This is a genomic window from Bacillus sp. JFL15, assembly GCF_001184225.1.
In the GTDB taxonomy this organism is placed as follows: domain Bacteria; phylum Bacillota; class Bacilli; order Bacillales; family Bacillaceae; genus Bacillus; species Bacillus siamensis.
Genome location: NZ_KQ236689.1, coordinates 1,753,714 through 1,775,278, shown reverse-complemented (window position 1 = coordinate 1,775,278; position 21,565 = coordinate 1,753,714). Strand labels below are relative to the sequence as shown.

The 21,565-nt window shown below is 47.3% G+C and carries 18 protein-coding genes, 3 tRNA genes and 1 rRNA gene (1 of these 22 cut by a window edge); 13 read left to right on the top strand and 9 right to left on the bottom strand.

Features of this window, described 5'->3' with window-relative positions; translation table 11 throughout:
* Nucleotides 1-3: 3 nt before the first annotated feature.
* The 3 genes from AD710_RS08985 to AD710_RS08975 form a co-directional block, all read right to left on the bottom strand.
* Nucleotides 4-62 (bottom strand) — tRNA-Thr (locus tag AD710_RS08985).
* Nucleotides 63-75: 13 nt separating this feature from the next.
* Nucleotides 76-151 (bottom strand) — tRNA-Val (locus tag AD710_RS08980).
* A gap of 3 nt (nt 152-154) precedes the next feature.
* A tRNA-Glu gene (locus AD710_RS08975) sits at nt 155-226 on the bottom strand.
* A gap of 180 nt (nt 227-406) precedes the next feature.
* Here AD710_RS08975 and AD710_RS08970 point away from each other — a divergent pair.
* The 12 genes from AD710_RS08970 (at nt 407) to AD710_RS08915 (ending at nt 13,953) form a co-directional block, all read left to right on the top strand.
* Entirely contained in the window at nt 407-859 is a 453-nt protein-coding gene (locus AD710_RS08970) for a 2-thiouracil desulfurase family protein (RefSeq protein WP_045926346.1), read from the top strand.
* Between the two features lie 17 nt (nt 860-876).
* Nucleotides 877-1,353, top strand: a complete 477-nt coding sequence (locus AD710_RS08965; protein WP_049627800.1) for a GNAT family N-acetyltransferase — start codon at nt 877-879, stop codon at nt 1,351-1,353.
* 79 nt (nt 1,354-1,432) lie between these two features.
* Complete coding sequence (gene murQ / locus AD710_RS08960) at nt 1,433-2,362, top strand: N-acetylmuramic acid 6-phosphate etherase (RefSeq protein WP_049627799.1); 930 nt, start codon at nt 1,433-1,435, stop codon at nt 2,360-2,362.
* Nucleotides 2,363-2,499: 137 nt separating this feature from the next.
* Nucleotides 2,500-3,867: a PTS transporter subunit EIIC gene (locus AD710_RS08955; protein WP_049627798.1), complete on the top strand. Its 1,368-nt coding sequence runs from the start codon at nt 2,500-2,502 to the stop codon at nt 3,865-3,867.
* 18 nt (nt 3,868-3,885) lie between these two features.
* The gene (gene pbp4b, locus AD710_RS08950; protein WP_049627797.1) at nt 3,886-5,169 is read left to right on the top strand and encodes a penicillin binding protein PBP4B; all 1,284 of its coding nucleotides are present in this window, start codon (nt 3,886-3,888) and stop codon (nt 5,167-5,169) included.
* A 46-nt stretch (nt 5,170-5,215) separates the two neighbouring features.
* Complete coding sequence (locus AD710_RS08945) at nt 5,216-7,129, top strand: glycoside hydrolase family 3 protein (protein ID WP_049627796.1); 1,914 nt, start codon at nt 5,216-5,218, stop codon at nt 7,127-7,129.
* A 15-nt stretch (nt 7,130-7,144) separates the two neighbouring features.
* Entirely contained in the window at nt 7,145-8,389 is a 1,245-nt protein-coding gene (locus tag AD710_RS08940; protein WP_049627795.1) for an exo-beta-N-acetylmuramidase NamZ family protein, read from the top strand.
* Between the two features lie 136 nt (nt 8,390-8,525).
* Nucleotides 8,526-10,121: a bacillibactin transport transcriptional regulator Btr gene (btr, locus tag AD710_RS08935; protein WP_049627794.1), complete on the top strand. Its 1,596-nt coding sequence runs from the start codon at nt 8,526-8,528 to the stop codon at nt 10,119-10,121.
* Nucleotides 10,122-10,208: 87 nt separating this feature from the next.
* Nucleotides 10,209-11,165, top strand: coding sequence for an iron-hydroxamate ABC transporter substrate-binding protein (locus AD710_RS08930; protein WP_049627793.1), 957 nt, complete (start codon nt 10,209-10,211; stop codon nt 11,163-11,165).
* Nucleotides 11,166-11,184: 19 nt separating this feature from the next.
* Nucleotides 11,185-12,192, top strand: coding sequence for a FecCD family ABC transporter permease (locus AD710_RS08925; protein WP_016936932.1), 1,008 nt, complete (start codon nt 11,185-11,187; stop codon nt 12,190-12,192).
* A gap of 1 nt (nt 12,193) precedes the next feature.
* Nucleotides 12,194-13,204: an iron ABC transporter permease FeuC gene (feuC, locus tag AD710_RS08920; protein ID WP_049628791.1), complete on the top strand. Its 1,011-nt coding sequence runs from the start codon at nt 12,194-12,196 to the stop codon at nt 13,202-13,204.
* Nucleotides 13,201-13,953, top strand: a complete 753-nt coding sequence (locus tag AD710_RS08915) for an alpha/beta hydrolase (RefSeq protein WP_049627792.1) — start codon at nt 13,201-13,203, stop codon at nt 13,951-13,953. Before feuC ends, AD710_RS08915 begins: the two co-directional genes overlap by 4 nt.
* Here the strand turns inward: AD710_RS08915 and AD710_RS08910 are convergent.
* From AD710_RS08910 to AD710_RS08890, 5 genes are all read right to left on the bottom strand, one after another.
* The gene (locus tag AD710_RS08910; protein WP_099743946.1) at nt 13,942-14,883 is read right to left on the bottom strand and encodes a bile acid:sodium symporter family protein; all 942 of its coding nucleotides are present in this window, start codon (nt 14,881-14,883) and stop codon (nt 13,942-13,944) included. The two genes, AD710_RS08915 and AD710_RS08910, sit on opposite strands and share 12 nt — an antisense overlap.
* 150 nt (nt 14,884-15,033) lie before the next feature.
* The gene (locus AD710_RS08905; protein ID WP_049627791.1) at nt 15,034-16,467 is read right to left on the bottom strand and encodes a SulP family inorganic anion transporter; all 1,434 of its coding nucleotides are present in this window, start codon (nt 16,465-16,467) and stop codon (nt 15,034-15,036) included.
* Between the two features lie 231 nt (nt 16,468-16,698).
* Entirely contained in the window at nt 16,699-17,745 is a 1,047-nt protein-coding gene (locus AD710_RS08900; RefSeq protein WP_016936937.1) for a zinc-dependent alcohol dehydrogenase, read from the bottom strand.
* Nucleotides 17,720-18,670, bottom strand: coding sequence for an inositol monophosphatase family protein (locus tag AD710_RS08895; RefSeq protein ID WP_049627790.1), 951 nt, complete (start codon nt 18,668-18,670; stop codon nt 17,720-17,722). The genes AD710_RS08900 and AD710_RS08895 overlap by 26 nt, the downstream gene beginning before the upstream one ends.
* Complete coding sequence (locus AD710_RS08890) at nt 18,667-19,935, bottom strand: aspartate aminotransferase family protein (RefSeq protein WP_016936939.1); 1,269 nt, start codon at nt 19,933-19,935, stop codon at nt 18,667-18,669. The genes AD710_RS08895 and AD710_RS08890 overlap by 4 nt, the downstream gene beginning before the upstream one ends.
* A 228-nt stretch (nt 19,936-20,163) precedes the next feature.
* Between AD710_RS08890 and AD710_RS08885 the strand changes: the two genes are divergently transcribed.
* Nucleotides 20,164-21,375 (top strand): MFS transporter, encoded by a 1,212-nt coding sequence (locus AD710_RS08885; protein ID WP_197083931.1) that lies wholly within the window; start codon nt 20,164-20,166, stop codon nt 21,373-21,375.
* Between the two features lie 92 nt (nt 21,376-21,467).
* On the opposite strand, the gene rrf is transcribed toward AD710_RS08885, so the two are convergent.
* A 5S ribosomal RNA gene (gene rrf / locus AD710_RS08880) occupies nt 21,468-21,565 on the bottom strand (it continues 18 nt past the right edge of the window).

Genomic DNA, 21,565 nt, shown 5'->3' with positions numbered 1-21,565 from the left:
AGAGGACAGGACTTGAACCCCCAACCTACTGATTACAAGTCAGTTGCTCTACCAATTGAGCTAGGCCGGCAAATATGGTGGAGGATGACGGGCTCGAACCGCCGACCCTCTGCTTGTAAGGCAGATGCTCTCCCAGCTGAGCTAATCCTCCATATGACCCGTACGGGATTCGAACCCGTGTTACCGCCGTGAAAGGGCGGTGTCTTAACCGCTTGACCAACGGGCCGTTGTGTCCGCGTCGAGCTGACAAAAGTTATTATATACAGGTTATACCCCTTTTGTAAAGAGAAAATTTATTTTTTTTATTTTCAAACTTTTTTACCCGTTTTTTAACTGAAAAACTCGTCCCTTCTCTCTTATTTCATTTAAGATGAAAGTATCAAAATATTGAAGGGAATGGACACAGATGATCTTAGTCAGCTCTTGTCTCGGCGGTATCGAATGCAGGTATAACGGCTCTCACGCCGCTTCGGAAAAAATCCGCAGACTCGTAGAGGAAAAGAAAGCTGTTATGGTCTGCCCCGAACTTTTGGGCGGCTTCACCACTCCCCGCGAACCGGCGGAAATCATCGGCGGCACGGGCGAAGACGTGCTGAACGGAACAGCAAGAATCGTAACAGCATCAGGTGAAGACGTTACATCTTTATATATAGACGGCGCGGAAAAAACGTTAGCATACGCAAAAGAAATAGGCGCCGCAACGGTCATCCTTAAAGAAAACAGTCCGTCCTGCGGCAGCAGCTTCATCTATGACGGCACTTTCTCCGGGAAAAAGATAATCGGGGACGGCATCACTTCCGCTCTATTAAAACGGGCAGGCTGCCGCGTGTTATCAGAAAATGAACTGGATCAACTATAAAAAGGAGAGTAGATATCATGGTTGCAGCCCTATCCTTTTATAAACCGGAGCATGCAGACGGCCTGAACGGGTTTGTACTCAGTGAAGAAGATAAAATGTTCACAGCGCTCCCGAAGGATGTACTGCCGCAGGCTCTTGTCATCCGGGAGCGCTATCCTACAGTCGTTTTAAAAGAAGACACCCCCGTCGGTTTTTTCATTTTACATACCTCAAAGGAAACCATAGCTCCATATTCGAACAGCGTGTCTGCCATTTTACTGAGCGCACTGTCCATAGATGCGCGGCAGCAAGGAAAAGGTTATGCCAAACAAGCGATGCTGCAGCTCCCCGCTTTTGCCGCAAGTTATTTTCCTTGGTGTGACGAAATCGTGCTTGCAGTGAACCATCGCAATCATCGCGCAAAGAACCTGTACCAGTCTTCCGGTTTTATTGATAAAGGGCGTCGCAGGATCGGCCCCATCGGCGAACAGCACATTCTGCATCTTTTTTTGTGAAAGCGTTTGATTTTTTTCTTGAAACATATATTCATAAGCCCATATACTTCAAGTAATAACGACTTGGGAGGGTACATTCATGACAGACCGGCTTAACATTCACAGATTGACCACAGAAACAAGAAATCCGCAGACCGCTTCAATCCATCAAGCAGACACGTTGGAAATCCTCCGCATCATTAACCAAGAGGACTTCAAAGTGGCGGACGCCGTTCAGCAGGTGCTGCCTGATATTGAAATTGCCGTTCAATTTGCCCATCAGTCTTTGCGGCGAAACGGCAGGCTGATTTATGCGGGAGCGGGCACAAGCGGCAGGCTTGGTGTACTTGATGCGGTTGAATGCCCGCCTACATACAGCGTAAGTCCCGGCACCGTCATCGGTCTGATGGCCGGAGGGGCGGACGCCTTTTTGCAAGCGGCTGAAGGTATAGAAGACAGCGAGGAAACCGGCGCTCTCGATCTCAAAACGATCGGCCTTACCGCTGAAGACACCGTGATCGCCATCGCCGCAAGCGGGCGCACACCGTATGCGGCCGGTGTGCTGAAATACGCAAAAACAATCGGCGCCAAAACCGTCGCGCTCACATGCAATAAGCACTCATTGATCAGCACCTTTGCCGATCACAGCATTGAAGTCGTCGTCGGCCCCGAAGTGATTACAGGGTCAACACGAATGAAAGCCGCAACAGCACATAAAATGATTCTGAACATGATTTCCACGGCCGTGATGATCAAAAGCGGCAAAGTGTACGAAAATTTAATGGTGGACGTTCATGTCAGCAACGAAAAATTGAAAGAACGGGCAATCGGCATTATCCAAAGCATTACGGGCGTTCCGTACGATAAAGCAAAAGAGACCCTTGAGGCCGCAGGCAGCCATGTCAAAACGGCAATCGTCATGCTGAAGACGAATTCGGACGAAACACACGCGAAAGCACTGCTCGAAGAATCAGACGGCTTCATTGATAAAGCCATAGAACAGCATGTTTCAAGCGAAAAAAATCGCTGATCATTCTTTTGGCTCCGTTACTGATCATCATGTGCCTTTTACCAGCCGCGCCGTTTTCATGATCGGCGCAGGCGCTTTCAGGATGCGTTTCAGGCACAGCTCCGCGGGAAAAATGGTACGGAAAGAGGAGGGTCTTCATGAGCAAAGAGGCATTTTATCAGTCGCTGGCCAAAGATATTCTGGACAACTGCGGCGGTTCATCGAATATTTCGGGCTTTACCCACTGTATGACACGCCTGAGAATTACGCCTTTAGATCAGGACAAAACGGATATTGAAGCGCTGAAACGTCTTGACGGAGTAATAGGCGTCGTCGAAGCCGAAACACTGCAGATCATCCTCGGCACGGGTGTCGTCAATCATGTCGCCGACGCTTTCGCAAAACTGGTGTCACCCGGAAAAAACATTGATTTAAAAGAAGCCGCCTCACGGAAAAAAGCCGATCTTAACAGAAAAAATACAACACCCATCAAACTGCTTTTGAGAAAAATATCAAGCATCTTCATTCCTCTTATTCCCGCACTCATTGCATCAGGTTTAATCACCGGCATGACGAAAGCCGTCATTCAGGCCGGCTGGCTCCCGAAAGAATCTCAAATCGCACTTATTTTAACGGTTATCGGTTCAGGCTTATTCGCTTACCTCGGCGTCCTTGTCGGCATCAATGCGGCAAAGGAATTCGGCGGAACACCCGCGATGGGCGGCCTTGCAGGCATATTGATCTTAAACCCGGAGATCGCCAATATCAGTTTGTTCGGAGAGAATCTGCTCCCGGGCAGGGGAGGTTTAATCGGCGTTCTTTTCGCTGCGATTTTTATCGCTTATACGGAACGGTTTATCAGAAAATACGTCCATCAATCCATCGACATTATCGTCACGCCTACTTTGTCTTTGCTCATCACAGGACTGGTGACATATGTCATCTTCATCCCTGCAGGCGGTTTTATTTCTGATTTGATTACATCAGGTTTATTGTCGCTGCTGAATATCGGGGGAGTGCTGTCGGGATTTGTATTAGGAGCCGCCTTCCTGCCGCTTGTTATCACCGGCCTGCATCAAGGCTTGACTCCCGTGCATTTGGAACTCATCCGATCCATCGGGGATGACCCGCTTCTGCCGATTCTCGCAATGGGAGGCGCAGGTCAAGTAGGCGCGGCCTTCGCCATCTTTATGAAAACAAAAAAAGCCTCATTGAAAAGAGCGATCGGCGGCGCACTTCCATCCGGTCTGCTAGGAATCGGGGAGCCGCTCATCTTTGGCGTCACACTCCCGCTCGGCCGGCCGTTTTTAACAGCGTGTTTAGGGGCGGGTATCGGCGGCGCCTTTCAAGCCCATTTTCAAGTTGCGACTTTTTCAATCGGTGTCTCCGGCCTTCCGCTCTCTTTTCTCGTACAGCCGGCTCAAATCGTTTTGTATATCATCGGTCTCTTCATCTCTTATGCGGCGGGCTTTGTCTTCACCTATGCTTTCGGGTTTAAGGATGACATGGCTGCTGAATTTGAATAAGCCGGGAGGGAACAGAATATGAAAACACTGGCAGCCGCCGTACTCACCATGGTCATCAGCCTCTCTTTTCTGCCGCAGCACAAAGCCGGAGCCCAATCCAAATTATACGACACAGCAAAGCTCAGAAAGGTTGATCAAATGATTGAAAAAGACATCGCAGCAGGATTCCCGGGAGCCGTCCTCGTCGTCGTAAAGGACGGACGGGTGATCAAAAAGAAAGCATACGGCTACAGCAAAAAATATGACGGAAACAGCCTTTTATCCCGTCCGAAAAAAATGAAAACGTCAACCATGTTTGATTTAGCTTCCAACACAAAAATGTATGCGGCGAATTTTGCATTACAGCGCCTCGTCAGCCAGGGAAAGCTGGATGTGTATCAAAAAGTTTCGGCTTACCTTCCCGATTTCAAAGACAGGAAAAGCGATCCGATTCAAGGAAAAGACCGCATACGCGTCATTGATGTGCTGCAGCATCAATCCGGTCTGCCGGCAAGCTTTTATTTTTATAAGCCGGACACCGCAGGCCCTTTTTATTCACAAGAACGGGACAAAACGATCCGTTTTCTCACCCAGATCCCGCTTGAATACAAACCGGGCACAAAACACGTATACAGCGATATCGGTTACATGCTGCTCGGCTGCATTATTGAAAACATAACCGGAAAAACCCTTGATGCCTATGCGGAACAAGAACTGTACAAACCGCTGAAACTGACGCACACACTGTTTAACCCGCTGCAAAAAGGCTTCAAAGAAAAAGCATTCGCAGCTACTGAACGTTTAGGCAACACGCGTGACGGGGTTATCCATTTTCCTCATATCAGGACGTATACGCTGCAAGGGGAGGTTCATGACGAAAAAGCATTTTACTCAATGGGAGGGGTGTCCGGCCATGCAGGACTGTTTTCAAGAGCTGATGACATGGCCGTCCTTCTTCAAGTCATGCTGAACGGCGGCAGTTACAAACATGTTTCTCTCTTCACTCGGCAAACGGCCGATCTGTTCACAACGGCGTCATCCTCTGACCCGACTTTCGCTCTCGGCTGGCGGAAAAACGGCAGCCCTGATATGGAGTGGATGTTCGGCCCTTATGCAAGCAGGCAGGCTTACGGCCATACCGGATGGACCGGCACCGTCACGATCATTGACCCCGCTTATCATCTCGGGATCACGCTTTTGACCAACAAAAAGCATTCACCCGTCGTCAGCCCCGGTGAAAATCCGAATGTTTTTGAAGGGGACCTTTTCCCGACCGGAAGCTACGGCAGCGTCGTAAAAGCGATTTACGAAGCCATTGAATGACAACCTATGTCTTTTGTCCAAACTATGACGGCAGGAGGGCGCCATTATGAAACTTGTCATCTCAGCTGTATTACTGTTGTTTATTGTTTTCGGCACGCATCATGCATCGACAAAACCGGATATCCCGTCACAGGCGGAACAAACGGTATCCCGCATGACATTAGATGAGAAATTAGGGCAGATGCTCATGCCTGACTTTCGCAATTGGCAAAAAAAGGGGCAGTCATCACCTGAGGCTCTTACTCAAATGAATGACGAAGTCGCAGGGCTTATTCAAAAGTACCGGTTCGGCGGCGTTATCTTATTTGCAGAAAATGTAAAAAACACTGAACAAACAGTCCGCCTGACAGATGCCTTTCAAAAAGCAAGCCCTGACATTCCGCTATTATTAAGCATTGATCAAGAGGGCGGCATCGTCACAAGACTTGGTGAGGGCACTCATTTCCCAGGCAATATGGCACTCGGGGCCGCAAGAAAAACAGCCTACGCGTCCCAAACCGGTGCCATTATCGGGAAAGAATTGAAAGCACTCGGCATTAATACGAATTTCGCTCCCGTTCTCGATATCAATAATAATCCCGGAAATCCGGTCATCGGCGTCAGGTCATTCAGTTCAGACCGTGATCTGACAGCAGCACTCGGCCTTGCCTCAATGAGGGCTCAGCAAAAACAGGATGTCGCTTCCGCCGTCAAACATTTCCCGGGACACGGCGACACGGATGTCGACAGCCACTACGGCCTTCCTCTTGTCACCCACGGTCAAGAAAGGCTGCGGCAGATCGAACTGTATCCGTTCCGTCAGGCCATTCAGGCCGGGGCCGATATGATCATGACAGCCCATGTGCAATTTCCCGCTTTTGACGATACAACCTATAAAAGCAAGCTGGACGGTTCAGACATTCTTGTACCCGCCACACTCTCGAAAAAAGTGATGACTCATCTTCTCCGTGAGGAAATGGGGTTTAACGGCGTCATCGTAACGGATGCATTAAACATGAAAGCCATTGCCGATCATTTCGGCCAGGAAGAGGCGGTCGTCATGGCAATAAAAGCAGGAGTCGACATCGCCCTGATGCCGGCCCAAGTGACATCGCTGCAAACAGAAAACCGCTTTGCCCAAGTTCATTCCGCTTTAAAAAAGGCGGTTCAAAAAGGGGATATTCCTCTTCAGCAAATCAACAAATCGGTGGAGCGCATCATTTCCCTGAAAATAAAACGAGGGATATATCCCGCTCCGAAAGAAACAAGTCTGAAAAAGAAGATTGCTCAAGCGCATAAAACCGTCGGCAGCAAAAACCATCTGAAGGCTGAAAAACAAATCGCGGAAAGATCCGTCACCGTCTTACAAAACAAAAACCGCACGCTCCCATTCAAACCGAAAAAGAACAGCCGCGTTCTCATTGCCGCTCCTTATGAAGATCAAACAGCGTCAATGGAACAAACCATTCGGCAGCTCATCAAGAAGAAAAAAATCCGGCCGGTAACCATCAGTAAAATGAACTTCGCCGAGCGCACATTTCATGATGAACACAAAAAGCTGATATCAGACGCTGATTACGTCATTACAGGCTCATATGTCGTAAAAAATGATCCTGTCGTAAACGACGGCGTCATTGACGATTCCGTCACAGATCCCGGCAAATGGACGACCGCGTTTCCGCGGGCCGTCATGAAGGCTGCGCAGTCGAACCAAAAACCCTTTGTGCTGATGAGTCTTCGGAATCCTTACGACGCCGCGAATTTTGAAGAAGCTGACGCCCTTATCGCAGTCTACGGGTTTAAAGGATATACAGACGGACAATTTCTCCAGCCAAACATTCCGGCAGGCATTGAAGCGATATTCGGGCAGACAAAACCGAAAGGCAGGCTGCCTGCTGCCATTCCTTCCGTCACCCATCCGGGGACGACACTCTATCCATATGGTTTCGGTATCAATCTGAAGACCGGAAAACCGCTTTAAACAGGAGGGCTGATCATGAAAACACATACGGCTGCACTTCTCGCCGGACTTGTCGTCATCAGTGCTATGACGGCAGTCTCGGCGGCTTCTGACAGAAACACACACACTGCCAAAAAACCAACCATCCAGACAGGCATTGACCGCCTGCTGAAAGATTATAAACAAGAACTGAAGGGAAAAAGAATCGGACTGATCACTAATCCGACCGGTGTGAACTCAACATTAAAAAGCAGCGTTGACGTGCTTTACGAGGCACAAGACATGCATTTGACGGCATTATTCGGACCTGAGCACGGTGTTCGCGGCGACGCTCAGGCCGGAGACAAAGTCACATCCTATATAGATGAAAAAACAGGGCTTCCCGTCTACAGCCTGTATGGAGAAACGAGGAAACCGACGCCTGACATGCTGAAAGATACAGATGTGCTGATTTTCGATATCCAGGATGTCGGAATGCGATACTACACTTACATTTATACAATGGCCTATGCCATGGAGGCGGCCAAAGAAAAAGGCATTCCTTTTTATGTCTTGGACCGGCCGAATCCGCAAGGCGGACGACATCCGGACGGCCCGGTTCTTGAGCCTGACTACGCTTCATTTGTCGGACTGTATCCAATCCCGCTGAAACACGGCATGACCATCGGCGAGCTTGCTCTCCTATTCAATAGAGAGTTTCATATTGGCGCCGACCTCACCGTCGTAAAGATGAAGCGCTGGAAGCGGACGATGACCATTGAAGATACCGGTCTGCCGTTCGTCCTCCCTTCGCCTAACATCCCGACCCCGGACAGCATATTCGCTTATTCGGCGACAGGACTAATCGAAGGCACGAACGTATCCGAAGGAAGGGGCACGACAAAGCCGTTTGAACTTATCGGCGCACCTTATATGAAAAGCACCGAGCTCGAAGAACGCCTTAACAGTCTCAAGCTTCCGGGCGTCACCTTCAGAGCCGCTTCATTTATCCCCAGCTTCTCCAAGCACCAGGGCAAGCTATGCCACGGCGTACAAGTCTACGTAACGAACAGAAACACCTTTGAAGCGGCAAAAACAGGGCTCTCCATTCTGAAAACCATGTATGACTTATATCCGAATGACTTCTCATTTCTGCCGACAGGAGCTTTTGACAAGCTGATCGGCAACGGCTGGGTACGCAAAAAAATAGAACAAGGCGCTTCCATTCAAGACATCACCAGCACATATCAACGCCGGCTTGACCAATTCAAGCTTGTAAGAAAGCAATACCTCATATACTGACAACATTCGTGTTACACGTGTAACATTTTGACGCATTTCACATTTCCGCTTTTTATAGGAAAACATTCATTTATTTGGTACAATTCAAATGATAACAGTTATCATTTAAATGATGTTTCCTAAAAGGTGGTTTCTCATGAAAAACACATTATTCTTTCAGCCAATTGATATCATCTCCGTAAAAAAAACAGCAGACCTTTTGTCAGAGCATCAGCTCACTGATTCCCCGGTACTGATCTTTCATGTGACAGGCGAGGGACAAATTGATATCGGAACAGACAGCTTCCCGCTGCAGAAGGAGACGCTCTACATCTGTCCTTGTGATGAGACATTCAATATTGACCCTGCATCGTCAGACGGCATCCATTTGTATATCGTCAGACTCCGTATTTTCTCATATTCATCAGATGATAAAGCGATGCTTCCGGATAACGGGGGAGACATCTTCCGCGGACTTCAGCAAATGAATTTGCAAACGGTTGAACACCTGACAAGCCGGCTTCAGTCACTTTCCGAAAACGCGCGATCGGCGGATGAATTGCAGAAAATGAAATCAACAGCCGACTTTCAGCAGCTGATGTACGACCTTTATGCCGCAAAAGTGTGCCATCAAAACAATACGAAAGCGGCGATCGAACAGACAAAACAATTCATACATGCACAATCCGACACAAAAATCACACTCACCCAGCTTGCTCAAATGGCGGGAATCAGTCCTAAGCATTACAGTGAAACCTTTAAAAAACTATATGGACAAAGCGTAACAGAATATATCACAGACATCCGCATAACCAATGCGAAAAAACTGATGGCCAAGGCCAGCTGCAAACTGCGGGAAATCGCTCATCAAATCGGCTACCAAGACGAATTTTATTTCAGCCGCATCTTTAAAAAACGTACGGGCAGCTCACCTACAAGCTATATGAAAAAAAGGCGCACAAAAATGGCCGCGTACGGGAAAGAAATGATGGGACATTTGATTCCTCTGCATCACGTGCCTTACGCTGCAACGCTTCATCCGAAATGGACGGCCTATTACTATAAACAATTCTCTTCAGACATTCCCGTGCACCTCAGCGCTTACCGCTATAACGCAAATTGGGAAGAGAACCTGCATACGCTGTCTCAAGCTGCGCCGGACATCATTTTCAGTCTGGATTCTGTCAGTGAAGAAGAAAAACAGCGTCTGAATGACATCACCGAAGTTTTCTACATTCCGACTCAAGACAATTGGAAAGATCAGTTTCTTCACGCAGCTGCACACTTGAATGAAGAACAGGAAGCCCGGCACTGGCTTGAAGCCTATCAAAATCTCGCACACTCAGCAAAAGACGCTCTTGAACACGTGCGGCATCAGCGTTTCTTATTTGTCCGTGTATATAAAGAAAATATGTATATCGCCCATAACAACAGCATTGAGGATGTCTTCTTCGGTGATCTGGGCTTTACCTCCGCAAAACCGGAATCTTTTGCTCCCGACGAAAAGATTTCATTGGAAATGCTGGCGGATTGCCAGGCTGACTGCATCATGCTTTTCACTTGCAAAGAACCGGAAACGCTTCGCTATTTTCAGCGCATTCAGCAGTCTGAAATATGGCAGAACCTTAGAGCCGTCAGCAATAAACGTGTGTTTCCCGTTTCATCTGACCCGTGGATTGAATATTCTCCAAGCGGGCATCAGCGGATGATTGAACAAAGCATTTCCTTTTTTTCCGAAGATCGTCCATGGTAATACCGGAAATTGTCCATGGTCTTATCTTTGTTCATTCTCTATAATTCCAATTGATAATAGTTATCAATTGAACAGGAGGAACAATAGATGAAGAAATTGGCATTCGCTTTCATGATTTTGCTTTTGGCTTTCACGGCCGCGGCTTGCGGAAGCTCAGAAACATCTGATACAGCAAGTAAAGGTAAGGACGCTTCTTCAAATAAAAAGAAAATCGAATATCTCGGAAAAACATACGAAGTCAAAGCGCCGACTGACAAAATCGCCATTACGGGCAGCGTAGAATCAATGGAAGACGCCAAATTGCTCGACGTCCATCCGGCAGGAGCGATATCATTCTCCGGCAAATTCCCGGAACTGTTTAAAGATATTACAGATAAATCCGTATCAACAGGTGAAAAAATGCAGCCGAATATAGAGAAAATTCTTGAACTGCAGCCGGACGTCATTCTGGCATCAACCAAGTTCCCTGAAAAAACGATAAAAAAATTGAGCGGCACGGCTGAGACCATTCCTGTCTCTCATATCTCATCAAACTGGAAAGAGAACATGATGCTGCTTGCCCAGCTTACAGGCAAAGAGGAAAAAGCAAAAAAAATCATTGCTGATTACGATCAGGATCTGAAAAAGACGAAAACAAAGATGAACAGCAAAGCAAAACAGGCAAACGCACTGGTCATCAGAATCAGACAAGGCAATATTTACATTTACCCTGAACAAGTTTATTTCAACTCTACGCTTTACGGTGATTTAGGCCTGAAGGCGCCGGACGAAGTGAAAGCGGCGAAAGCGCAGGAGCTGATTTCTCTTGAAAAATTAAGCGAAATGAACCCCGACCATATATTCGTACAATTTTCTGATGATGAAAACGCAGATAAGCCGGATGCTTTGAAGGACTTAGAGAAAAATCCGATTTGGAAGAGCCTGACGGCAGTCAAAAAAGACCATGTATACGTCAATACGATCGATCCATTAGCCCAAGGCGGTACCGCTTGGAGTAAAATCCGCTTCTTACAGGTTGCGGCTGACAAATTGACTCAAGACTAATAAAGAGTAGGTTTTTCACATGTATGCAAAACGGCGGACACACATTATTATCATCGCTTCACCGATTGCCATTGTTCTGTCGCTGCTGCTTTCCGTTTTATACGGCGCGAAGCAGCTTGACTTCCATACCGTGTTCTCCGCATTGCTGCACTTTAATCCGGAGAATACCGACCATCAGATCATATGGCATTCAAGAATCCCGAGGGCGGTTGGCGCGATGTTTATCGGCGCCGCCCTTGCTGTTTCCGGGGCGCTCATGCAGGGAATCACACGGAACTATCTGGCCTCGCCTTCGATCATGGGTGTGTCGGACGGCTCCGCTTTTATCATTACCCTTTGCATGGTATTGCTCCCTCAATCAACATCCATTGAAATGATCATATACTCGTTTATCGGTTCCGCATTCGGCGCTGCCCTTGTTTTCGGGCTGGCCTCCATTCTTCCCGGCGGTTTTACCCCGGTGCAGCTTGCCATTATCGGAACGGTGACCAGTATGCTTCTCAGCAGTCTGTCGGCTGCGCTTTCGATTTATTTTCAAATCTCGCAGGATCTCAGTTTTTGGTACAGTGCGAGACTGCATCAAATGAACCCTGATTTTTTGAAACTGGCCGTCCCGTTTTTTGCACTCGGAATCATCACAGCCATGATTCTCAGCAAAAAGGTCACAGCCGTATCATTAGGAGACGACATTTCAAAAAGTCTGGGACAGCAGAAAAGAACCATCAAACTCATGGCAATGGCGGCCGTTGTCATATTGACCGGAAGCTCGGTGGCGCTCGCCGGAAAAATTGCCTTTGTCGGTTTGGTCGTTCCGCACATCACCCGTTTTCTCGTCGGATCGGACTACAGCCGGCTGATTCCCTGTGCGTGCATCATCGGCGGCGTCTTCCTGACCCTTTGCGACCTTGCCAGCCGATTGATCAATTATCCATTTGAGACGCCTATTGAAGTTGTCACTTCTATCATCGGTGTTCCTTTCTTTCTTTATTTGATTAAAAGAAAAGGAGGGGATCAGCGTGGTGCGTAAAATGACCGGAATCTATATCATTCTGATTGCTCTCATCCTGCTCGTAAGTTATTTCAGCATGACCAGCGGGTCTTTTTCAGCAAAACCGGGTGAACTGCTCAGTGCGCTTTTCCGCATCCATCCGAATCCTCAATATGACATTTTGCTGTTTCAGCTGAGGCTGCCGCGTATTGTCATGGCGGCTGCCATCGGACTCGGATTGGGGATAGCCGGAGCCGTTATTCAGGCCGTTACCAAGAACGGGCTTGCCGATCCCGGCATTTTGGGCATCAATGCCGGAGCCGGTGCGGGAATCGTCACGTTTATGCTTCTGTTTCAGGGGCAATCTGAAGCGACGGCGCTTGCCTCCGCAATGGGCATGCCTGTCTTTGGGCTCATCGGCGGATTAATGGCGGCCGTGCTGATTTATATTTTCGCCTGGCACCGGGGGCATTTAGAATCCGGAAGAATTATTCTTGTGGGAATCGCCATGAATTCCGGATTCAGCGCACTGTCTTTATTTCTTTCATTAAAAATGGACCCGCAGGATTATGAGATGGCGATGGTCTGGAAGAACGGCAGCATCTGGTCGGCAAACTGGATGACCATTACCGCTATACTGCCGTGGCTGATCGTGTTCATTCCTCTGCTGATGGCGAAAACGTCTTTGCTGGATACCATTCGTTTCGATGAGGACACGGTGAAAAGCCTCGGAGTCTCAACCAATAAAGAAAAAACCATTTTACTCGTTGCCTGCATCGCTTTGATCAGCGCATGTGTAACCGCAGCGGGCAGCATGGCATTTGTCGGACTAATCGCGCCTCATATTTCACGCAGGCTTGCCGGCATTGAACACAGATATTCATTACCGGTCAGCGGACTGGTCGGCATGCTGCTCGTCATCTCCGCCGATTTTGCGGGCAAATTATTCTTTCAGCCTTCAGAGGTGCCGGCGGGCATTATTCTTGCGATTCTCGGCGTTCCTTATTTCTTTTTTCTTCTGTTTAAGCAAAAAAAGGGGTTGGATGCTTGAGAGGCACACTTACAAAACACCGGATAAACGGCAAGGAATGCACGGTATACCTTCCTCCTTCCGCTCCGGTTCAAACGAGGGCTTTACCCTGTGTCTACGTGCTTGATGGGGGCGATTTGTTTTTAGAGCAGATGGATAAGCTTGAACTCCAATTCGCAAACGGAAAACTCCCTGAATTGATTCTCGCCGGCATCAAACCGGATACCAGGCTCGATGAGTACACGCCATGGCCTGTGCCTTCTCTGAGTCCTGCGTTTCCTGATTTCGGCGGCAAAGGGAGCCTCTTTCTTGAGGAGCTGACAAATGTCATCATCCCAACGATTGAAAGTATGAATCCCATGTCTGCCCATCCGGATACAAGAGGACTGATCGGCGCATCATTAGGAGGACTGTTCTCGATATATGCGATGTTACTGAAGCCTGAAACATTCGGCAGAATCGGCTGTATTTCCGGGTCCTTTTGGTATGAAAAATCGGTTGACTTTGTCCGCTCCGCGTCTTTGCAGCCGGCACGGCAGCGTATCTACATGTCTGTCGGAAGCCGTGAAGCAGAGCAAAAATGTAACATCCAAAACACCATGATCCGACAAAATAAAGACGTGTACAAAAGCCTGAGGCAAAAAGGCTTTTCTCAAACGCAGCTCTCTTTCACAGTCGAAGAGGGCGCCGTGCACCATCAAGAAGCGTTCAAAAGACAATTCAATTCAGCTCTAAGCTGGCTATACGGAAAAAACCGCTCACGTGGCTGAGCGGTTTTTTTCATACTTCATCACGACCGGTTTAAGTTCAAAACGTCTCAGCAAATAGCCGAACAAAGCGGCAAGGATTTGCTGAAAAAGCATCCCGATGACGACCGGAACCGCCACTTGGGACGGAAAAAAAGAAACGGCAAGAACAGCTCCCGCACTGATATTACGCATGCCTCCCGTATAAATCAGAGACACAATTTCATCCCGGCTCCGCTTCATCAGCCTTCCGATCAGCCAAGCCACGGCATAACCCGTCATGGCAATAAAAAATACCATAGCCGCGATGCCCGCAAACTTGATATCCACGTGCGTGACATACGGCGCGATTTCCGAACTGTTAATGGCGATGACAATCATCAGACAGATTTTTGAAAATGGAGACAGTGACCGGCTTATCGCCTGAGTCCTTACCGGCGGAGAGAACTGGTTGACCATCATCCCTGCGATAGACGGGATCACCACCATTTCCGCCAGCCCTTTCATCATTCCCCATACATCCATCTGAACATTCGCCCCGGCCAGGACAGAAAGGCTTAACGGTACGATAAAAGGAGACAGCACGGTATCAACAAGGATAATAGACAGCGTCAATCCGACATTTCCCTTATACATCGCAGCCCAAATCAAACTCGTAATTCCGGTCGGGATTACCACACCCATAATCAGCCCCGTCACGGTTAAAGGGTCACCGCTGAATATCAGATGGCCGCTTCCCCATGCAAAAACAGGCATGAAAATATGCAGAACAAACAATGCCATAATCATCGGGAGCGGCTGCTCAATACTGCGCTTCAGCGATTGAAAATTGGCACTCAGACTGCCCGTAAATGTAATAAATGCAAAAATCCACGGCACAGCGCCGGCCATCCAGCTGATATGCTGAGATAACAGCACACCCGCCGCCACACTTGACGGAGTCAACAGCGGCATGATTCTCCCCAACACTTGGTTCAACTTCTGAAGCCACATCATATGCAAGTCCCCTATATACGGTTTTCAAGTCTCATTCATTATAACAATGCACACCGGCGAATTTAACCGAAAAAAAGCCCGGATATATTCATCCGGACTTCACAAATCCTATGCCATTTGTTTCATTAAATCTCGGCTTTTCTGATTTAATCCCTTTAATTCAGCTTCAATCCCGTATTCTTTACATTTGCCGACAATCTTCTCAAGAGCCGCCGCTCCAGAATCATCCCAGACATGGGCATCGGTTAAATCAATGACAATCCGCTTCACACCTTCATCATAAACGATGGCATTCATCAGCTCAGACACGGAAGCAAAAAAGATCTGTCCCGTTACCTTATATGTTCTGACATCATTCTGTTCGGAATGTGACACAATTTTCAGCTTAGAAATTTTAGCCGTGAAAAAGATCGTGCTTAGCAGCACACCCGCGAAAACACCCTTTGATAAATCATTGGTCAGAACGACCGTCACGACGGTAATAACCATAACGATCGAATCAGTGAGGGGCGCTTTCCGCAAACCTTTAATCGACGACCAGTCAAACGTGCCGATGGACACCATAACCATCACCGCCACCAGCGCAGCCATTGGAATTTTCACGACGATGCCGCTTAATACGGCAATTAAAAACATTAAAAACGCTCCGGCCGTAAAAGCCGATAACCGGCCCCGTCCGCCGGCTTTCGTATTAATGACAGACTGGCCGATCATGGCGCATCCGGCCATGCCTCCGAAAAAGCCGTTCACAATATTGGCGATGCCTTGTCCGCGGCTTTCTTTGTTCTTATCACTATCCGTATCCGTCATTTCATCAATGATCTGGGCCGTCAGCAATGACTCAAGCAATCCGACGAATGCAAGCGCCAGTGAATACGGGAAAATAATCCGCAATGTCTCAAACGTCCACGGAACATCCGGTATCAAAAAATGCGGAAGTGAACTTGTAATTCCGCCCATATCACCGACTGTGCGGACGTCCGCATGGAAAACCACCGCAATAACCGTCATGACAATAATCGCCACCAGCGGAGACGGCACGGCAGTCGTAATCTTCGGCAATACATATATGATAGCCAGTGATCCGGCAAGCATGGCATACATGACCCATGAAGCCCCTTTGAACTGCGGGAGCTGCGCAGAAAAAATCAAGATCGCCAAGGCGTTCACAAATCCGATCATGACCGAACGCGGAATAAATTTCATCAATCTCGCTATCTTACTGACACCAAGAATAAATTGAATAATACCTGTCAAAATGGTTGCCGCAAACAAATACTGCAGTCCGTAATCGGCCACCAATGTCACCATAACAACCGCCATTGAACCCGTAGCGGCTGAAATCATTCCCGGTCTGCCGCCAAAGATAGAAATAATAATCGCGATACAAAATGATGCATAAAGGCCGACCATCGGATCGACACCTGCAATAATTGAAAACCCGATCGCCTCAGGGATCAGAGCGAGAGCAACCAGAATACCGGCCAGAATGTCTTTACGGACATTCCCGAACCATTGCTGCTGTAACGTATAATCTTTCAAATGATAACGACTCCTTTTTACTATAAAAATCCGCACCCTATCAGTTGGAAACATTGATTTTCATCTGGGGAATATGAGGCAAGCTTACGGGGAAAAAGGGGACACGCTCAGAGTATAATGTCGTTGAGGAAAGGAATGGTTAACAAAGAGTATCATATTAAACTTTAAAGAAATGTGCAAGACCGTATAAATAAGAAAAGAAAACGGCTCTCACTGGAGCCGCTTCCGCTTTTATAAAAGTTCCGGATCAGACACAAGAATGGTTTTGATTGCACTGATATCCTTTCTTTCTTTTGTCACCGGGTCGATGCCCATGAGATGATCAATGGCTTCTTCATAATTCTTTAGTTCTGTCTTCTCAGTAATGAAATCATAGAGCTGGGGGAGATCGGATGCGCATGCTAACGCGGCTTCCATGATCTGCCGGGCTTCACCTGTGCCCACAATCGTCACGCCGTTTGACAGCAGCTGGTACGGCCTGACCGTCATCTCATACGTATCATCAAAGCCCATCGGCACAATTCTGCCTCCCTTTTCAATAAAAGGATAAGCCCAATCAAGCTGGTTGCCGATCGCATCAAATATCACATCAAACTTTCTTCCTTGATTAATCCGTTTCACTTCATCTACAGTCAATGCTTCAGGATGGTAGACATAGTCCGATATCCGGCTTGCCGCCTCGCTCCGGAAACTGCCTATTTCAGTCGCAACCGTCAATCGCGCCAGTTTTTTTACCATCATTTGCACAAGCAGTCCGATCGGTCCGGATCCCAATACCAAAACCGAGTCCTCCGGCTGAATCGAAGCCTTATCCACAACATTCAGCACACAGGAGAGAGGTTCAACCAATGTGGCCCGCTCCCATTCCATTGAATCCGGAATTTTGTACATGAACCTGTCTTCCCCCACGTAATATTCCGCAAACGTCCCGTGCGCCCCGATTCCGAGCTGCCACTCCTCGAAGGTTTCGCAATAACACGTCAGCCCTCTCCGGCAATAATGGCATTTCCCGCAAAACTGCGTAGGATCTATCACGACGCGGTCTCCGACTTTTACATTTGTCACGTCCGGCCCGACTTCCGTGACCGCTCCCACGGATTCATGCCCCATAATCATATGATGGGTCGCATTCATTTTTCCTTTCAGCACATTTAAGTCCGTGCCGCAGATTCCGGTGCCGAAAATTTTCACCTTCACATCATTGGATTTTCGAATTTGAGGCTCGTCCACCTCTTGATATTCAAGCTTATCATTAGGAGTCCAGACCAACGCTTTCATATCTCTCTTCCTTTCTGCCCCAGCGGATTTGGTCTAATAATGTTTGATGAAGCTCCTTCGTTGATGCCGCAATACACGATTGCTGATTCTGATAACTTAAATCTGTCAGAAGCGTTTCGTCCAAAGACCGGCCGTACGCATCTGTAATGACGACTCCCGCTTTCTTTGCCAAAAAGACGCTTGCGGCGATATCATAAGGAAATAAGTGCAGCACCTGTCCGTTCCCGACCTGCTGAAAATCTGAAAGAAGTTTCGGATCATCTTTCAGCAGACGATTTCCGATATCCACATAAGCATCCATCTGCCCCGTAATAATTCGTGAAATCGAATAAGAAGCGCTGTTGAAAACAAAGACTCCTCCGTTATTGGCCGACCGGTCAATCAAATGACCGTATGCGTCCGTCATCAGCTGCGCCGGATGCCCGTTAAACTCAAGGCTCCAAAACATATTCTTAATATCCTGCACTCCGCTCAAATTCGGCAATTCTCCCTGATACCCCTCAAACTGAATGGCATCACTGTAAATATCACCGTACATATAAGCACCCGATTTCAATTCAAGCAAAAAAGCAAATTCGATATCCTTAATCTTTGCGTTTGGCTTATATGAAGCAAGCGCAATCGAAATACATGACATTTCAAGCCCCGCGGCGGCCGGACGCGTCCCATCTATCGGATCTACAATTAAAATATATTGCGGATCTTCTCCAATCAGCTTCAGGCCGCCATCCTCCGTGTAAAAAGCAACCGGATGGCCCTTTTCTTGAATATAATCCAGCACCGCCTCCTCAGCAGCGGCGTCTATATTAAATTGCGCGTCGCCTCCAGGTGAATATCCGTTAACAAGCCGGTTTTTCAGTGTGCCTTTTTGATTTTTCACCTTTTGATAAACAAATTGTCCAAGCTCAATGATATAGTTTCTCACTTGATTTCCTCCAATAGCTTGCGAAGTCTGTAGCAGAGCACCTCAGCTTCACTAAGTGTAATGGTTAAAGGCGGACGGATTTTAAATACATTTCCGAATCCGTAACGGGATGTCCGGAGAATCAGCCCGTAATCCATCGCCCGTTTGGCAATATAATTGGTCAATTCCACATCCGGTTCATTGTTCTCTTTGACAATTTCCACACCGATCATCAGACCGACGCCTCTTACCTCAGAAATAAAAGCAAAATCCTCTTTCATCGTTTCTAAGCAATCCATAATATAATGACCGACAGTCGTTACGTTCTCCAAAAATCCCGGACGCTGCATGATATCTATGGTTTTACAAGCGGCAGCGGCGGCCATCACATTTGACCCGTACGTGAAGGAATGCGTATACCCCGGAAGCCCGGTGTACTTGTCCTCCGTCAGAGTGGCGGCGACTTGGAAGCCTGTGCCTCCGAGCCCTTTTGCTACCGTCATCATGTTAGGTTTCACATCGAAATGGTCTGCGGCAAACATTTTGCCCGTCCGTCCGAACCCGGTCTGAATTTCATCAAAGATCAGGGCGATTTCATGTTCATCACAAAGCTTTCTCAGCTGTTTAAAATACTCTTTAGGCGGGACGACGTTTCCGCCATTTCCGGATATCGGCTCAATAATCATGGCGGCAATTTTTCCATTGCTCGCATACTCAATAAAATCGTTAATTCTTTCTACGCACAGCATACCGCACGAATCCGGTTTCTGATTATAAAAACAGCGGCTGCAATAGGGATCTGGAACTTGTAAGCCAAAAGAAATTTGCGGCGGGAAAGGTTCTTTTCTGAATGAGTTGCCGGACAAAGCGGAAGTCATATACGTTTGTCCGAGGTGGCTTCGAAATAAGGAGATGACATCGGTTTTTCCGGAGTAATACTGAGCCATTTTAATAGCTCCTTCATTTGCACCGGAACCGCTGCTGACTTTAGGGTGTACTTTTGTGAGATTATCGGGGGCGATTTCTACTAGTTTTTCTGCTAGCTTATTTACGGCATCTGTTTGAAAGGACGATGTCACATGGATCAGCTTGTCGGCTTGATCTTTAACCGTATCAATGACCTCTTTGTTACCGTATCCTAAATTCAAGTTAAATGTGGCAGAGGCGCAATCAATATACTCATTTCCCTCTTGGTCGTACAGGTAAATCCCTTCTCCGCGCTCCATGACTACATCGTCAACACTGTAATACAAGCTGTCTGGATTCGTGATTTCCTTCGTTCCCACAAATACCACCCCTATGAAATTATTAGAAACTCGCTTTTTATCGTATTAATTATTGAAAATAATGTCAACGATCTTTCTTGTAAAAAATGTTAACAATTTGTTAACGTTACCATAAGGGATGTACGTGAAAAGGTTATGTGATATAGTAACAATAATTGGATTTTTTGTAAAATCAACATGTCGTGCAAGTAGAGAGAAAAATTATTTTACCAATAAGGAGATAAAATGATGAAAACTCGTCTGCTGTGGATAAGCTGTTTCTCTTATGGATCGATTGCTTTTACACTTGTCATTCTTGGAGCCGTACTGCCTGAGTTACTCACACATTATTCACAAAGCTACAGTAATGGAGGAGTATTAGTATTTTCTCAGTTCATGGGCTTCCTCATAGGTGTCATCGGAATGCCTTACATGGTGAAAAAACTCGGACGCAAAAACGCCGTTATCCTTGGCCTGGCGCTCATCAGCTGTGAAATTTTCATCACCTTCCTGCCGCCCTGGCCGCTGCTCTTTCTTCTCGTCAGCCTCGCAGGACTTGGCGCGGGATTGGTTGAATCCTGTGTAGGCACAATCATCCTCACAGCTATAAAAGAAAGACAAGCCGTGGCCATGAGCAAGATGGAAGTGGCTTACGGATTAGGGGCGCTGTTCATGCCTCTGCTCTCAGGCTTTCTTATCAACAGCCACATGTGGACAATTGCTTTCTTAGTATTAGGGTTATCCAGTTTTGCACTTTTAATCGCATGGAAGCAAATGAGTTTCGGCAGTATTGATGAGCTTCTCATACGCAAAGAGGTCTCTTCTGATGATACTAAAAAGAAAAGCTCCGGGTATCGGTCACACGGAGTGCTGTTTATCGCGCTGGCGGCTGCTTATTTCTTCTTTTACGGCGGCAGTGAAGTTTCAATCGTGCATTTTATCCCCTCCATTTTCGCTGAAAAATGGGATATCCCCAGCTCTTTAGCAACGATAACAGTAACAGTGTATTGGACCGGGATGATTATCGGCAGGTTATTAACAGGCCCGGTATCTGAAAAGCTGACCTATCACCGTTATCTCTTGATCATAAATATTGGCGGTCTGGCTGCACTTGGTGTACTAGCTTTAAGTAAAGACGTATGGTTTGGTTTTGCCCTTTGTTTCTTCTTAGGATTGTTCATGGCCGGCATGTTTGCAATTGCCCTGATCATCACCAATCATTTTTACCCCGGAAAGACAGAAACGACCACCAGTATTCTGCTCGCTTCAAATGGATTAGGAGGTTCACTCCTTCCGATCGCCGTCGGCTGGAGCTTAGATGAATATCCTGCCCAAACCGCATTCTGGCTGTTTACTGCACTGATGCTTCTTATGCTGCTGATTGTGTTCAGTTTAAGAATGCTCGAAACAATAAAATCAAACAGTCATCAAAATCACACCAGTAAAACAAAATCAATATAAACAAAAAAGCTAATGCCTTGGAAAGGCATTAGCTTTTTATATATACATCTTTCATATAAAAAACCCAGTTCATCATGAACTGGGTCAAGATCGCTTGGCGGCGTCCTACTCTCACAGGGGGAAACCCCCGACTACCATCGGCGCTGAAGAGCTTAACTTCCGTGTTCGGCATGGGAACGGGTGTGACCTC

Excerpts from the sequence above, each read along its gene's own strand:
- AD710_RS08940 (WP_049627795.1), top strand. The coding sequence starts at position 7,145 with ATGAAAACACATACGGCTGCACTTCTCGCCGGACTTGTCGTCATCAGT.
- AD710_RS08945 (WP_049627796.1), top strand. The coding sequence starts at position 5,216 with ATGAAACTTGTCATCTCAGCTGTATTACTGTTGTTTATTGTTTTCGGC.
- AD710_RS08900 (WP_016936937.1), bottom strand. The coding sequence starts at position 17,745 with ATGAAAGCGTTGGTCTGGACTCCTAATGATAAGCTTGAATATCAAGAG.
- AD710_RS08955 (WP_049627798.1), top strand. The coding sequence starts at position 2,500 with ATGAGCAAAGAGGCATTTTATCAGTCGCTGGCCAAAGATATTCTGGAC.
- AD710_RS08910 (WP_099743946.1), bottom strand. The coding sequence starts at position 14,883 with ATGCCGCTGTTGACTCCGTCAAGTGTGGCGGCGGGTGTGCTGTTATCT.
- AD710_RS08970 (WP_045926346.1), top strand. The coding sequence starts at position 407 with ATGATCTTAGTCAGCTCTTGTCTCGGCGGTATCGAATGCAGGTATAAC.
- AD710_RS08925 (WP_016936932.1), top strand. The coding sequence starts at position 11,185 with ATGTATGCAAAACGGCGGACACACATTATTATCATCGCTTCACCGATT.
- AD710_RS08965 (WP_049627800.1), top strand. The coding sequence starts at position 877 with ATGGTTGCAGCCCTATCCTTTTATAAACCGGAGCATGCAGACGGCCTG.
- AD710_RS08885 (WP_197083931.1), top strand. The coding sequence starts at position 20,164 with ATGAAAACTCGTCTGCTGTGGATAAGCTGTTTCTCTTATGGATCGATT.
- btr (WP_049627794.1), top strand. The coding sequence starts at position 8,526 with ATGAAAAACACATTATTCTTTCAGCCAATTGATATCATCTCCGTAAAA.
- AD710_RS08930 (WP_049627793.1), top strand. The coding sequence starts at position 10,209 with ATGAAGAAATTGGCATTCGCTTTCATGATTTTGCTTTTGGCTTTCACG.
- murQ (WP_049627799.1), top strand. The coding sequence starts at position 1,433 with ATGACAGACCGGCTTAACATTCACAGATTGACCACAGAAACAAGAAAT.
- feuC (WP_049628791.1), top strand. The coding sequence starts at position 12,194 with ATGACCGGAATCTATATCATTCTGATTGCTCTCATCCTGCTCGTAAGT.
- pbp4b (WP_049627797.1), top strand. The coding sequence starts at position 3,886 with ATGAAAACACTGGCAGCCGCCGTACTCACCATGGTCATCAGCCTCTCT.